A 12,959-nucleotide genomic window follows, 5' to 3' on the forward strand; every position below is an offset into this window, starting at 1 on the left:
AGACCCCAATCTATTTGATTGTGGCGTGAACCCGACAACAGGGGTTTGGGGCCAAGGCCCCAACCGCCGGAGGCCCTTGTTGACAGACCCGCAACTTCTGCCAGCCTTGGCCAATGACCCCGATCACCCCGTCGCGTGCACTTGTCGTCATGGTCGGCCTCGCCATCATGCTCAACTATATTGACCGCGGCGCCATCTCGATCGCGGCGCCGCTGATCAAGGATGAAATGGGCCTGACCGCGACCGGTTACGGCCTCGTCGTCTCGTCGTTTTTCTGGACCTATGTGCCAATGCTGATGCTTGCCGGCTGGCTCGCCGACAAGGTCTCGGTTCACCGCCTGATGGCCGCTGGCGTCGCGGTCTGGGCCATCGCGACTTTGGTCACCGGGTTCGCCGGCGGCCTGGTGTCGCTGGTCATCCTGCGCCTGCTGATGGGCGTCGGCGAAGGCGTCGCTTTCCCCAGCGCGTCGAAACTCCTCGCCCGCGCTCCTGAGGCCAGCCGCGGCACCGCCAACGTCGCGCTCGGGGCAGGGCTCGCCATGGGGCCGCTCGTCGGCACGCTGGCCGGCGGCTTCATCCTGGCGCGCTACGGCTGGCGGCCGATGTTCCTTGTCTTCGGGCTGGTAACCCTCATCTGGCTGGTGCCGTGGCTGCGAATGCGCGGTCAGGTCGACCTGCCAGCCGATCCCGGCGATGCCCCTCCGGTCGGCTATGGCGTCATGCTCCGCACCCCGGCGCTATGGGCGATGTCGGCCTATCATTTCGCCGGCACCTACGCTCTCTACTTCGTCATCGCCTGGCTGCCGCTGTGGCTCATGAAAGTCCGCGGCTACGACATCACCGACATGGCGCTGCTGACGGCGTTGTTCTACCTCGGCCAGACGGTCGGCGCGGCTTTCGGCGCCGGCATCACCGACCGCCTCATCGCCGGCGGCCGCTCCGCATCTACGGTCCGCCGGACGGCTGGAATCATCGGCTTCGTCGTGTCGGTAGTCGGCATCCTCGCCATCTCGCAGACAACGACCACCGCCGGCCTGATGTTCTGGCTGGTGATGACCAGCGTCTGGTTCGGCTCGAACACCGGAATTATCTTTACCGCCGGGCAGACGCTCGCCGGACCCGCCTCGGCGGGGCGCTGGGTCGGCGTCCAGTCGGCCATCGGCAACCTCGCCGGCATCACCGGCCCAGTCATCACCGGGCTGATCGTCGACAATGCCGGCTATGGCCCGGCGTTCGTCCTCGCCGCCGGCGTCGTTCTCGTCGGGTTGATCGCCTTCATAGTCGGCGTACCGAAACTGGCACCGGTCGATTTCAGCGGCGCGAAAACCCGATCGCCCGCGACATACCCGCAAAACCCGGTTTGAAGGCGCAAACCGACCGCCGATTCGCCCGGGAAGTACCGCCGGCATCCCGCCGACGGCCCTCAAACTGTCCCGAAAAGCCCCGCTATTTCCCGCGGGACTTGCGATGCTCGTCAAGGTCGAGCACCGCCGATTCATCCTCGGGCATCAACCCAAGACGCCGCGCAACTTCCTGATAAGCCTCGACTTCGCCGCCCAGGTCACGCCGGAACCGGTCCTTGTCGAGCTTTTCGTTGGTTTTCATGTCCCAAAGCCGGCAGCCATCGGGCGAAATCTCGTCCGCCAGGATCACCCGGGCAAACTCGCCATCGAACAAACGACCGAATTCCAGTTTGAAATCAACGAGCCTGATCCCCACCCCAGCAAAAAGCCCGGCCATGAAATCGTTGACCCGGATCGCCATGTCGGAAATGTCGTGCATCTCCTCCTGGCTCGCCCAACCGAAAGCCGCGATATGCTCCTCGGTAACCAAAGGATCGTTGAGGGCATCGTCCTTGTAATAAAATTCCAGGATGGTGCGGGGCAGGGTGGTTCCCTCCTCTAGCCCGAACCGCTTCGCCAACGAGCCGGCAACGACGTTGCGGACCACGACCTCGATCGGGATTATCTCAACCTGGCGAACGAGTTGCTCGCGCATGTTCAGACGCCGGATGAAGTGCGTCGGGATGCCGATGGTGGCCAAAAGCGTGAAAAGATGCTCGGAAATGCGGTTGTTGAGCACCCCCTTGCCGCTGATCGTGCCTTTTTTCTGCGCGTTGAAAGCGGTCGCGTCATCCTTGAAATACTGGATGATCGTTCCCGGCTCGGGACCCTCGTAAAGGATCTTGGCCTTGCCCTCATAAATCTGGCGACGGCGCGTCATGGCTGTCCTCCTGATGGTCCGCCTTAGGGCTGGTCGCTGCCCAAGGGCAATTCGACCGGCGAACCTGTTGAAATTAAAGAACCCCGGAAACACCCGTAAAGGCGCGCCCGGGGCGAGACATTGCACATAGCGCGCACCGGCACCGCCTGCAATGTCCCGTATCGAATTGCAGGTTGCGCATTGAACACGTAGCGCCTCCCCTCTATCTCCAGTGACAGCATCGGTGCGGGAGTTTTGCATGACCACCTTCGACAATCGCGAGACGGCCTTCGAGAACAAGTTCGCGCATGACGCCGAACTCCAGTTCAAGGTCGTTGTGCGTCGGAACAAGCTGCTCGGCCAATGGGCTGCGGAACGCCTTGGAAAGTCAGGCGAAGATGCGGAAGCCTATGCGAAAACCGTCGTTGCCGCCGATTTCGAGGAAGCCGGTGACCAGGACGTCATCCGCAAGCTCGTCGCCGATCTCGCCGCCACCGGCACCACCGAAGCCGATATCGTCGCCGCGCTGGGCACCAAGGCCGGCGAAGCGCGCCACCAGATCATGGAAGCGATGTAACGTGCCGATGGCCGCCCATGACATCGAGGCGGCGATCGTCGCGGCGCTTCCCGGCGCACTTGTCGAGATCACCGATCTTGTCGGCGACGGCGACCACTATGCCGCCAAGGTCACCGCGGCGCAGTTTTCCGGCATCCCCCGTGTCCGCCAGCACCAGCTCGTCTACAACGCCCTTGGCGGGCGGATGGGCGGCGTGCTCCACGCCCTGCAACTGACGACAATCCCGGCCTGAGGAGGTCCATCCCATGACTGACACCACCCACGACCGCATCGGCAGCCTGGTCAACGCGAGCGACATCGTGCTGTTCATGAAGGGCACGCCGCTGTTCCCGCAGTGCGGTTTCTCCAGCGCCGCCGTCGCCATTCTCGAGCGCCTTGGCGTCGAATTCGAGGGCGTCGATGTTCTCGCCGATCCGGAAATCCGGCAGGGCGTCAAGGCGTATTCGGAGTGGCCGACGGTGCCGCAGCTTTACGTGAAGGGGGAGTTCGTCGGCGGTTCCGACATCATGATGGAGATGTACCAGGCCGGCGAATTGACCGAATTGCTTGAAAAGGCCGGAATTCCGCGCACCGTTTCCTGACCGCGGTGCCTGGCCTCAAGCTCGTCGAAATCTGGCAGTCGACGTTGGCGGTCCTGCGCCCGCAGTTCTGGACGCTGTTCGCCATCGCTGCGCCATTCACACTGCTGGTCGATGTCGCGCTGACCTTGTTCGGGCCCGAACCACCGAAGACTCCGGCTGAACTGACGCCCCGCATTGCTGTTGTCATCATTCTAATCCCGGCTCTGATCGGCGGGATTGCCCAGCTCGCGGTCGCGCATCTGATCGCGCGACCCGAGGATACACCGCGGGTCGCGCTGGCCGCAGCGTTCGCGGTCTTGCCCGCTTATCTCGGGGCGGTTCTGCTTTCAGGCATTCCAACCGGTATCGGGCTGTTGTTGCTGGTTATTCCGGGCTTGTATATCGCGGCGCGGCTGTTCCTGATCGTGCCGATCGCCGTTGTCGAACGCCTGGGTATGATTGCCATATTGAAACGCAGCTGGACGCTGACCGAGGGCCATGCGGGCTCGATCCTGCTGTTTCTTCTGCTGGCAATCTTGTTTCTGTTCGGCGCCACGGTGCTGGCATCCGGTGTCGGCGCAGCCCTTGGTTCGGTGCTGACACTGGCCGGATTAAAGGCTGTGGGGACCTTTGTTGCCGCGCTTGCGTCAGCCTTGGTCGGCATGATCCTGTCGATCGCGGTCACTGCCGCTGCGACCGTTATCTATCTCAAATTGCGCTGAATTACAGTAGCGGAGCGTGCGGTGCGACCGTCGGCGGATATAGGCCCTCGGCGCGTGGATCGGCATAGATCTCGACCGCGCGCGCGAAGGGCCTGAAGCCTTCGCGCTGGTAGAAACCGAGCGCGCCCGGATGGTCGAGATCGCAGGTATGGACCCAGATCCGTCCGATGCCCGGCCGCCAGGCCAGCCGCATCGCGTGCGCCATCAGCCACGCGCCATGACCGTTTCCGGTCATTCCGGGCACCAGCCCGAAATAAGCGATTTCGACTTCACCAGCTATCCGGAAATCGAGCTCGAGCATCCCGACAGGTGTACCGTCACGGCGGGTTGCGATATGAATCCCGGTCGTCGGTGCGTCCAGGATGCTGGCAAGCATTGCGTCGTCGAGGACCAGGCGCCCACGCCACAGCCAGGGTGCGCCGATCTCACGGAACAGGGCGAGATAGCGCGTCCGATCGACGGGCGCCCGCCAATGCTCGAGGCGCAGTGCCGATTTCGATGGACCGCTCGCGGCCCGCGCCGCCAGCATTTCGAGGCTGGTGACGATGGTGGCGATGCTGCCGCTCGGGACCGAAATCATGCTCAATCCCAGCGCGCCTCGGGCGGCAGGCTCATCAGGATGGCGTCGACATTGCCGCCGGTCTTGAGACCGAATGTGGTACCCCGATCATAGACGAGGTTGAATTCGGCGTAGAGGCCGCGATAGCGCAGTTGCGTCAGGCGATCCGCGGCGCTGTATGGCTGGTGCATCTTTTCCCGAACAAGCCGCGGATAAATATCGAGAAAAGTCGCGCCGACATCTTGGGTGAAGGCGAAGTCCTTGGCCCAGTCGCCGCTGTCGAGGTGATCGTAGAAGATGCCGCCGACACCGCGATGACGGTTGCGATGGGGCACCCAGAAATAATCCTCGGCCCATTTTTTATAGGCGGGATAGTAAGCCGGGTCGTGGCGGCCGGCCATTATACGCAGGGCGTCGTGGAAGGCTTTGGTCTGGCCATCGTCGGGCAGGGCCGGGTTGAGATCTGCACCGCCGCCGAACCAGCGTCTGGTCGTGACAAGGAAGCGGGTGTTGAGGTGGACGGCCGGAACCAGCGGATTGAGGGGGTGGATGACGAGGCTGATGCCGGTTGCGAAGAACCGGGGATCGTCGCTGGCGCCGTTTATCTGCTTGGCGAACTCGGGCGAGAATTCACCGTGGACGGTGGAAATGTTGACGCCGGCTTTTTCGAAGACACGGCCCTTGAGGACCGACATGACGCCGCCGCCGCCGTGGCCGCCGCCGGCATCGGGACGGTCCCAGGCAGTTCGCTGGAAACGTCCGGCGGGCGCGGGGCCGGCTGCTTCATCTTCAAGGCGTTCGAGCGCGGAGCAGATGTCGTCGCGAAGCCGCGAGAACCATGATTGTGCAGCGCGTTGCTGATCGTCGAGTTCGTACATGGGTGTCCTTTAGCCGCATCGCCATAATCCGTGAAAGCCCGATATATTCCCTGTGTCATGCGAGGCAGCAACGACTGGGCATGGCTCCGCGCCGAACGGTCTCCAAAATCGGCGTTGCGTTCCGGACCATGACGAGTCTATTGCCAGACGCGGACGTGGTGCCTTGCGGCATCGCGCGAAGAATTTTACTTTTCAGAGGTCTTTGATGGCTAGCGAGACGCGGCTTCCCCTCGATACCGACCTGCCCCCGGATGGGGAACGGCGGCGAGACTTTCTTTACGTTGCGACGGGCGCCTTTGCGGCAGTTGGTGCGGCCGCGTTTGTCTGGCCGATGATCAACCAGATGAATCCTTCCGCCGACGTGCGGGCGATGGCGTCGATCGATCTCGACCTGGCTTCGGTCGAACCGGGGCAGGCGATCAAGGTCAGCTGGCGCGGCAAGCCGGTTTTTGCTCGGCAATTGACGCCGGCCGAGATCCAGCAAGCCAATGCTGTCAACGTTTCGACGCTGCGCGACCCGCAGACGCTGGCCGAGCGGACCAAGCCCGGCAGCGAGAAGTGGCTGATTACGCTGGGCGTTTGCACCCATCTGGGCTGTGTTCCCCTCGGGGCCGGCCAGGGTGAAGTTCGCGGTGACTTCGGCGGATATTTCTGCCCGTGCCACGGTTCGCACTATGATACGGCGGCGCGTATCCGCAAGGGTCCGGCGCCGAAGAACCTCGAGGTTCCGCAATATGCATTCAAGACGCCCACGTCCGTGACGATCGGCTGAGGAGGATCAGATGAGTTTTCCCTGGGCAAAGCACTATCAGCCGACGAGCGATCTCGGCAAATACATGGACAGCCGGCTGCCATTGCCGCGTTTTGTTCATGGGGCATTAGGGGCCGGATATCCGACGCCGAAGAATTTGAATTACTTTTATAACTTCGGCGTCCTCGCCGGTGTTGCACTGGTTGTTCAGATCATCACCGGCATCATTCTCGGTATGCACTATGCGGCTAATACGACGGTTGCCTTTGACTCGGTCGAGCACATCATGCGCGACGTCAGTGGTGGCTGGATGTTCCGATACATGCACGCTGTCGGTGCCAGTTTCTTCTTTGCCGTTGTTTATATCCACATTTTCCGGGGACTTTATTACGGCTCGTTTAAACCGCCGCGGGAAGTCCTTTGGATGCTCGGATTGGTTATCTTCCTGCTGATGATGGCGACAGCCTTCATGGGTTATGTTTTGGTCTGGGGCCAGATGAGCTTCTGGGGTGCTGCGGTCATCACCGGGTTGTTCTCGGCGCTGCCGATTGTCGGCGAGGCCATCCAGACGTGGCTGCTCGGCGGTTTTGCGCCTGATAATGCGACGCTCAATCGGTTCTTTTCGTTACATTACCTGCTCCCGTTCGTGATTTTCGGGGTCATCATCCTGCATATCTGGGCGCTGCACATTCCAGGCTCGAACAACCCGACAGGCGTCGATGTGAAGGGGCCACAGGATACGGTACCGTTTCATCCCTATTACACGGCCAAGGACTTTTTCGGGCTCGGCGTCTATTTGACGATCTTTGCTGCGGTCGTGTTCTTTGCACCTAATGTGCTGGGCGAGGCCGACAATTACATCCCGGCAAACCCGCTCTCGACGCCGGCGCATATCGTGCCTGAGTGGTATTTCTGGCCGTTTTACGCCATTTTGCGTGCGTTCACGACGGACCTCTTCTTCATTCCAGCAAAGTTGCTCGGGGTGTTGGCGATGTTCGCGGCGATCCTGCTGCTGTTCTTCCTGCCCTGGCTGGATACGTCGCCGGTGCGTTCGAACTCGTACCGTCCGCTTAATCGCATCCTTTTCTGGGTATTTGTTGCCGTTTGCCTGGTTCTGGGCGTCTGCGGTGGCAAGCCGGCCGAGGAGCCATGGGTTCGGCTAAGCCAGATCTTCACGGCGTATTATTTTGCGCATTTCCTCATCATCACGCCGCTGGTCAGCCGCTTTGAAAAGACATTGCCGCTGCCTAACTCGATCTCCGAAGCGGTTCTTGCCAAATACGGCAAGCCGTCGCCTGCCGCGACAGCAGCGGGTGTCGGTGCTGCTGCTCCGCAGCCGGCTGAATAAGGGTCAAATCGATGGTTCGTCTTGGCGCTTTGGCCGTTGGCCTGTTTTTCTGCATTGCCGTCCTGTGGGGCGCGGTGCAGCCGCGCGATGCGGTTCCGCGTGATCCGATCAAGGAAGCCCATGAGCATCCCGAGCAGATTGCCTGGACGCATAATGGCGCTGGAAACCTTGGGGTATTCGGCACTTTCGATCGTGGGCAGTTGCAGCGCGGCTTCCAGGTTTACAAGGAAGTTTGCTCGGCTTGTCACTCGCTGAACCGGGTGGCGTTTCGTGATCTGGCGGCGCTTGGGTTTACCGGGCCGCAGATCAAGGCGATTGCTGCCGATTACCAAGTGCCCTCGGTCGACGAAAATGGTGAGGCGGCGACGCGGCCGGCGACGGCAGCCGATCGTTTGCCGCTGGTCTATGCCAATGAGACGGCTGCTCGTGCGGCGCAAAATGGCGCACTTCCGCCGGATTTGTCGCTGATTACCAAGGCGCGGCCGGATGGCACCAACTATCTTCGGTCTTTGTTGCTGGGATATCGGGACAAGGTTCCGGCCGGGCTGACGGCGTCGCCGGGTCTGCATTACAACCCGTGGTTCCATTCGGTATTCATTGCGATGCCGCCGCCGCTGGTTGCTGATGACCAGGTGACTTATGCCGATGGTACCAAGGGCACCAAGGACCAGTATGCCACTGATGTTTCAGTGTTTTTGACTTGGGCTGCGGAGCCGAAGCTGGAGGCGCGCAAGCAGATCGGAGTAGCTTCGATCCTGTTCCTGCTGATCATCACCGGGCTTGGTTACCTGAGTTACAAAAAGGTCTGGGCCGATATCAAGGGCAAGGGTAAATCTGCCTGAGTTTTCGGACAGTTCGGGAATTGGGGCGGTCACCTGGTGGCCGCCCTTTTTCGTTCAAGGGGTTGAGAATGAACGATGATTTGCGCAGGCTGATTAGAACGATCCCGGATTATCCAAAACCTGGCGTGCAGTTTCGGGATATCTCGACGCTTTTGCTCGATGGAACTGGGTTCCGGATGACGATTGAACGGCTGGCGGCGGCGGTCGGGCCGGTGCCGAACCTGATTGCCGGGATCGAGGCGCGGGGGTTCATCTTTGGCGCGGCGCTGGCGCAGGTGATGGGGTGTGGACTGGTTTTATTGCGCAAGAAGAACAAGTTACCGGGGATGGTGACTGGGATCAACTATGCGCTGGAATATGGTGTCGACCGGATCGAGATGCATTCCGATGCGGTTTCGCCGGGGGCGCGGGTGGTGCTGGTCGATGATTTGATCGCGACTGGAGGGACGGCGCTGGCGGGGGTCGAGCTGCTAAGATCGGCGGGTGCAGTGGTCGATATTGCGGCGTTTGTCATCGATCTGCCCGACCTTGGCGGGGCGGGGCATTTGCGGGCAAAAGGGGTCGATGTGAAGACGTTGGTGGGGTTCGCCGGGGATTGAGCCGGGGTGGTCGAGGGTGTGATTGCGCCCTTGGACGGGATGTTTGCGGTATGTTTGGGGAAGCGCGTAGGATTTGCGCGTGGAAATGCTGCGGCGGGTGGTGGCCGCCGGGCAGGTAGCTGGGTCCCGGGGCGAGCCCGGGATGACAGGTTGGTAGAGGAGGTTGGCGCCGTCGATTGGGCGCGGGGCTAGACTGGATGCCAGCCTTCGCTGGCATGACAGGCTTGGAAGGGGCTTAGCGGCCCTTTTTGCGGGCGGCGTAGCGGGCGTCGCGGGCGGCTTTTTGGGCGGCTTCGCGGGCGATGCCTTCGAGGCGGGCGTGTTCGGCGGCGACGACTGCCTGGGCCTCCTTGGCGAGGCGGGCCTCTTCGGCGCGGACGGCGGCTTCGGCGCGTTCCTTCTTGCGTTCTTCCTCGCGCTCGGCGCGCTTTTCGGCGGCGCGGGCGCGTGCGGCCAATGCCGCTTCGTCTGGCGGCGGCGCGCTCTTGAATTTGGTGAGAGCTGCCTTGCGGGCGTCGGCCGCCGCGGTGGCGCGGTCGGTGTGATCGGGGAGTTTGAAAGCCATATTCGGCGCTCTTTAGCGGTGAGTTCATTCCGCTGCAATGGCGTGTGTGGATTGGGCGGCAATCGGGTGGGATTCCGGGAGAGCGAGTCCGGCGGGGAGGCTGGATGCCAGCCTTCGCTGGCATGACAGTTAGAAGGGAGTTGTAACGTTGGCGGAAGGGAATCTGGTCGGCTATGGAACCGGGGATGCGCCGTATCCTGCTGATCCTTGTTCTTTTGGCCGCGGCGGTGATCGTTGGCTTGTGGCGCGGTTGATCGACCTGCTGGCGCGGCACACCAAGGCGCGCAATATCGACGTGCTGACCTATAGCGCAGGCGGCACCGTCGGCAGCGACGGGCTGGCCTTGGTCGGGCGCGAGGCGCTTCGCAAAGGCGCGGTGGATCCGCGGCTGGGCGAGGTCTATCCCTGGGTGAGCAGCGACGTGCTGGTGGCGTTGCTGTTTCATCTGCCGCCGGGGGAGCGGGGGCTGGTGGCGGGGAAGACCGAACTGGCGCCGGGCAAGGTGGCGGAATATTGGTCGTTTCCGGCGGATTATCCGGAGCGGTTGCCGTGGGTGATGGCGGGGTTGCGGGAGCGGGGTCGGGGAGGTGGCGGTGGTCGCGCCGGCGGTGGGCGAGGCGAGGTCGCGGGCGCGGAAGGACGAGGTGGCCGGGCGGTTGCTGGCAGAGCGGGATCGGGTTCGGCGGCAGGGCTTGTTGCGCTTCGTGCGACAGGTGGCGTTATGCGGGTTCGACTGTGCTGGTTGCACGATGGATGCTGAAACAAGTTAAGCATGACGAACGCTTATATTTGGGGGTCCTTGCGCGATGGTGCCGCAGGGGGAACGGGCGTTGCCCGGTGATTGTTTTCCGTGTCGTAGTGACAGGAGAGCAGGATGGACGACGATCGGATCTGGGCCTTCGAGGAGAGCCTGTGGGTTGGCGATGCGGCGCATTATCACGAGTTGATCGACGACGAATGCGTGATGGTGCTGCCGGCGCCGCCGTTCGTGATGAGCGGGGCCGAGGCGATCGAGGCGGTGTCGTCGACGCCGCGCTGGGAGCGGGTGGAGTTCAGCGAGCAACAGGTCAAGCGGCCGCAGGAGGGGCTGATCGTCATTGCCTATCATGTGGTTGCCAGCCGGGAAGGCAGCGATCCCTATTCGGCCTATTGCACGACGGTGATGCGGTGGTTGTCGCATGAGGTCTGGCGGGTGGTCCAGCATCAGCAGACGTTGCGGGGTGTCGTAGGGGGTGGTTGACGGCGTCTGGTCGTCCGTCGAGTGATGGGGCGAGTATTGTTGTCCTGTTAGTTCGGGCACACCCTCACCCGGCGCGCTGGCGCGCGTCTCGCCTCTCCCGCAAGCGGGAGAGGAGGCTTATGCGAACATTCCGGACTCGAGGAACGCCAGGGTCTGGGCGATGACGCGTTTGTCGCCGACCATCATCGTGTGCTGGACGGGCAGGGTGATGTGACCCGTCATGCCTTCGATCTTCGTGGCGGCGACGCAGACCTTGCCGTCGTTGGCGCCGGGGAGGAACAGGCGGGGCAGGATGGGGTCGAAGGGGCGGTCGCCGGCGATGATGCCGAGGGGATAATCGACTGTCCCGAGCTGGCGTTCCTCGGCCGGCGTGCGGCGGGTGCGGAGATGGGCACTGTTGGGGCCGAGAATGAGATTGTCTAGCCTGAGCGATTGCAGCGCATCCGCGAGGTTGCTGCCGCTGTTGGGCGGGGCGAGCATGACGACGCGTCCGAGACTTTCGGGGCGGTGGGCGGTGATATAGGCGCGGGTGACGAGGCCGCCGAGTGAATGGGTGACGAAGTGGAGCGGGCCGGGGTGCTCGCGGGTGAAGGCGCGGATGCGCGGTTGCAGCCAGGCGAGGATTTCGGACATCGTGCCGCGCGAGTTGTACCACGGCGACAGTATTGCGTAGCCGGCCGGCCGGAGCGCGGCGGCGACACTGCGCATCGAGAAGCTGGTGCGGCCGAGACCGTGGAGAAGGACAACGGCGCCTTTTGCGCGCTCGGTGGTGAAATCATGGCGTCGCTTTCGGGGTCGTTACGGTGCGACGATGAGGCATGTCGCGACCGGCGGCAATGTGGAACCGGGTTGCCGGGCTAGTGGTTTGGCAAGCGTCATCAAAAGGAGACGCATTGTGGCAAGTGATCAGGAAATCGCCGGAAAGTTCTGGAAGACGCTCGATTCCGACCGGACCGTAATGCTCGGGCTCGAGGGCCATGAAGACGGCCACCTGCGGCCTATGACGGCGCAAGTTGAAGATAACGATACGGGCCGCGGGCCGATCTGGTTCTTCACGTCGGACGACAACGGCATTGTCGAGGCGATCCGCGGCGGCGCGTCCGGACGCGCGACGGCGACGCTGGTTTCAAAGGGGCACGAGCTGTTTGCCTCGTTCGACGGGACGCTTGCCGAGCATAATGACCAGGCGACGATCGACCGGTTGTGGAACCCGTTCGTCGCGGCGTGGTACAGCGGCAAGGATGATCCCAAGCTCGTGCTGTTGCGCATGGAGCCGGGTAATGCGGTGATCTGGCTCAACGAGAATAATCTGTTCGCGGCGGTCAAGATGCTGATCGGGATCGATCCCAAGGTCGACGCCAAGGACAAGGTGGCGCAGGTTTCGCTCGGGTAGGACTTGCCCGTTCCCCGGGGGTCGGCCAATGCTGGCCGATCTTCGGGGGAGGGCTTGATGAACGATTCATTGGATGCGGGACGCGCCGCGCGGCTGCGGCGGGTTGCCGGAATGATCGCGGCGATCGCCTGGTTCGCGGTAGCGGGCCAGTTCACGGTGAGCGCCGGCAGGGCGGCGGGACTGGGCGAGCCGTTGTGGACGGTGCCGGTCAATTTGCTGGGTTTCTTCACGATCTGGGCGAATATTCTCGTCGCACTGGTGACGATGTTCGCCCCATTCGGATGGGGCGGCTTGCTCGGGCGGCCCGCAGCGCGGCTTGCGGTGTTCGTCTATATCGTCGTCGTCGGGCTGATTTATAACATCTTGCTGGTTGGCCTGTATCCCCTCGCGGGATTCGGGCTGTTCGTCGATACGCTGCTGCACCGGGTCGTGCCGGTGCTTTATGCCTTGTGGTGGCTGGTGCTGGTGCCGCGCGGGTCGGTTGGCTGGGCAACGTTGTTGCCGGGGCTGGTGGTGCCGACGCTTTATGCCTTTGTCGCGATGGGCAAGGGCGCGGCGACGGGGCGGTATCCATACCCGTTTCTCGATATCGGGGTGCACGGCATCGGCGGCGTGATGATCAATATTGGCGGGTTGGTGGCGTTGTTCGCGGGGCTTATGGCTGTGGCGATTGCCTGGGATCGCCGGGCAGCGCCGCGCGCTGCGGCTTAGAGGTTCGGTGCC

General features: G+C 62.7%; 17 protein-coding genes and 1 pseudogene. 13 read left to right on the forward strand and 5 right to left on the reverse strand.

What is annotated here, in order from left to right; all coding sequences use genetic code 11:
- The first annotated feature begins 113 nt into the window (after positions 1–113).
- A complete protein-coding gene (locus IEW98_RS02595; protein ID WP_188761339.1) occupies positions 114–1,364 on the forward strand; it encodes an MFS transporter in 1,251 nt (416 codons plus the stop codon).
- An 82-nt stretch (positions 1,365–1,446) separates the two neighbouring features.
- Here IEW98_RS02595 and purC read toward each other — a convergent pair whose 3' ends face one another.
- Positions 1,447–2,223: a phosphoribosylaminoimidazolesuccinocarboxamide synthase gene (gene purC, locus IEW98_RS02600; protein ID WP_188761454.1), complete on the reverse strand. Its 777-nt coding sequence runs from the start codon at positions 2,221–2,223 to the stop codon at positions 1,447–1,449.
- Between the two features lie 238 nt (positions 2,224–2,461).
- Here purC and IEW98_RS02605 point away from each other — a divergent pair, with 238 nt between their 5' ends.
- The 4 genes from IEW98_RS02605 to IEW98_RS02620 are packed head-to-tail and all read left to right on the forward strand — an operon-like array spanning position 2,462 to position 4,061.
- Positions 2,462–2,779, forward strand: coding sequence for a DUF1476 domain-containing protein (locus IEW98_RS02605; RefSeq protein ID WP_188761340.1), 318 nt, complete (start codon positions 2,462–2,464; stop codon positions 2,777–2,779).
- Position 2,780: 1 nt separating this feature from the next.
- Positions 2,781–3,011 carry a BolA/IbaG family iron-sulfur metabolism protein gene (locus IEW98_RS02610; protein ID WP_188761341.1) on the forward strand — a complete coding sequence of 77 codons (231 nt, stop codon included), beginning with the start codon at positions 2,781–2,783 and terminating at the stop codon, positions 3,009–3,011.
- Positions 3,012–3,024: 13 nt separating this feature from the next.
- The gene (gene grxD, locus IEW98_RS02615; RefSeq protein WP_188761342.1) at positions 3,025–3,360 is read left to right on the forward strand and encodes a Grx4 family monothiol glutaredoxin; all 336 of its coding nucleotides are present in this window, start codon (positions 3,025–3,027) and stop codon (positions 3,358–3,360) included.
- 44 nt (positions 3,361–3,404) lie between these two features.
- Entirely contained in the window at positions 3,405–4,061 is a 657-nt protein-coding gene (locus tag IEW98_RS02620; RefSeq protein WP_188761343.1) for a hypothetical protein, read from the forward strand.
- 1 nt (position 4,062) lies between these two features.
- Here the strand turns inward: IEW98_RS02620 and IEW98_RS02625 are convergent, their stop codons facing one another.
- Together IEW98_RS02625 and hemF are read right to left on the reverse strand one after the other, a co-directional pair.
- Entirely contained in the window at positions 4,063–4,641 is a 579-nt protein-coding gene (locus IEW98_RS02625) for a GNAT family N-acetyltransferase (RefSeq protein WP_308785493.1), read from the reverse strand.
- A gap of 2 nt (positions 4,642–4,643) precedes the next feature.
- Positions 4,644–5,498, reverse strand: coding sequence for an oxygen-dependent coproporphyrinogen oxidase (hemF, locus tag IEW98_RS02630; protein ID WP_188761345.1), 855 nt, complete (start codon positions 5,496–5,498; stop codon positions 4,644–4,646).
- A 205-nt stretch (positions 5,499–5,703) separates the two neighbouring features.
- Between hemF and petA the strand changes: the two genes are divergently transcribed.
- The 4 genes from petA (at position 5,704) to IEW98_RS02650 (ending at position 9,038) form a co-directional block, all read left to right on the forward strand.
- Positions 5,704–6,270 carry a ubiquinol-cytochrome c reductase iron-sulfur subunit gene (gene petA / locus IEW98_RS02635; RefSeq protein ID WP_188761346.1) on the forward strand — a complete coding sequence of 189 codons (567 nt, stop codon included), beginning with the start codon at positions 5,704–5,706 and terminating at the stop codon, positions 6,268–6,270.
- A gap of 10 nt (positions 6,271–6,280) precedes the next feature.
- Positions 6,281–7,597, forward strand: coding sequence for a cytochrome b (locus IEW98_RS02640; RefSeq protein ID WP_188761347.1), 1,317 nt, complete (start codon positions 6,281–6,283; stop codon positions 7,595–7,597).
- A gap of 11 nt (positions 7,598–7,608) precedes the next feature.
- Entirely contained in the window at positions 7,609–8,439 is an 831-nt protein-coding gene (locus IEW98_RS02645) for a cytochrome c1 (RefSeq protein WP_188761348.1), read from the forward strand.
- A 68-nt stretch (positions 8,440–8,507) separates the two neighbouring features.
- Positions 8,508–9,038, forward strand: a complete 531-nt coding sequence (locus IEW98_RS02650) for an adenine phosphoribosyltransferase (protein ID WP_188761349.1) — start codon at positions 8,508–8,510, stop codon at positions 9,036–9,038.
- A gap of 235 nt (positions 9,039–9,273) precedes the next feature.
- Here the strand turns inward: IEW98_RS02650 and IEW98_RS02655 are convergent, their stop codons facing one another.
- Positions 9,274–9,603, reverse strand: coding sequence for a DUF6481 family protein (locus tag IEW98_RS02655; RefSeq protein ID WP_188761350.1), 330 nt, complete (start codon positions 9,601–9,603; stop codon positions 9,274–9,276).
- A gap of 241 nt (positions 9,604–9,844) precedes the next feature.
- On the opposite strand from IEW98_RS02655, the gene IEW98_RS02660 reads away from it, so the two are divergent.
- Positions 9,845–10,363 carry a hypothetical protein gene (locus tag IEW98_RS02660; RefSeq protein WP_188761351.1) on the forward strand — a complete coding sequence of 173 codons (519 nt, stop codon included), beginning with the start codon at positions 9,845–9,847 and terminating at the stop codon, positions 10,361–10,363.
- Between the two features lie 114 nt (positions 10,364–10,477).
- Positions 10,478–10,843 (forward strand): DUF4440 domain-containing protein, encoded by a 366-nt coding sequence (locus IEW98_RS02665; RefSeq protein ID WP_188761352.1) that lies wholly within the window; start codon positions 10,478–10,480, stop codon positions 10,841–10,843.
- Between the two features lie 117 nt (positions 10,844–10,960).
- On the opposite strand, the pseudogene IEW98_RS02670 reads toward IEW98_RS02665, so the two are convergent.
- Positions 10,961–11,578: pseudogene (locus IEW98_RS02670) on the reverse strand (esterase/lipase family protein); the annotation flags it as partial.
- A gap of 160 nt (positions 11,579–11,738) precedes the next feature.
- On the opposite strand from IEW98_RS02670, the gene IEW98_RS02675 reads away from it, so the two are divergent.
- Both IEW98_RS02675 and IEW98_RS02680 read left to right on the forward strand, forming a co-directional pair.
- Complete coding sequence (locus IEW98_RS02675; protein WP_243450512.1) at positions 11,739–12,236, forward strand: pyridoxamine 5'-phosphate oxidase family protein; 498 nt, start codon at positions 11,739–11,741, stop codon at positions 12,234–12,236.
- Between the two features lie 57 nt (positions 12,237–12,293).
- Positions 12,294–12,947, forward strand: a complete 654-nt coding sequence (locus IEW98_RS02680) for a Pr6Pr family membrane protein (RefSeq protein WP_188761355.1) — start codon at positions 12,294–12,296, stop codon at positions 12,945–12,947.
- Positions 12,948–12,959: the final 12 nt, after the last annotated feature.

The organism is Sandarakinorhabdus glacialis (genome assembly GCF_014643455.1).
GTDB classification, from domain to species: domain Bacteria; phylum Pseudomonadota; class Alphaproteobacteria; order Sphingomonadales; family Sphingomonadaceae; genus Sandarakinorhabdus; species Sandarakinorhabdus glacialis.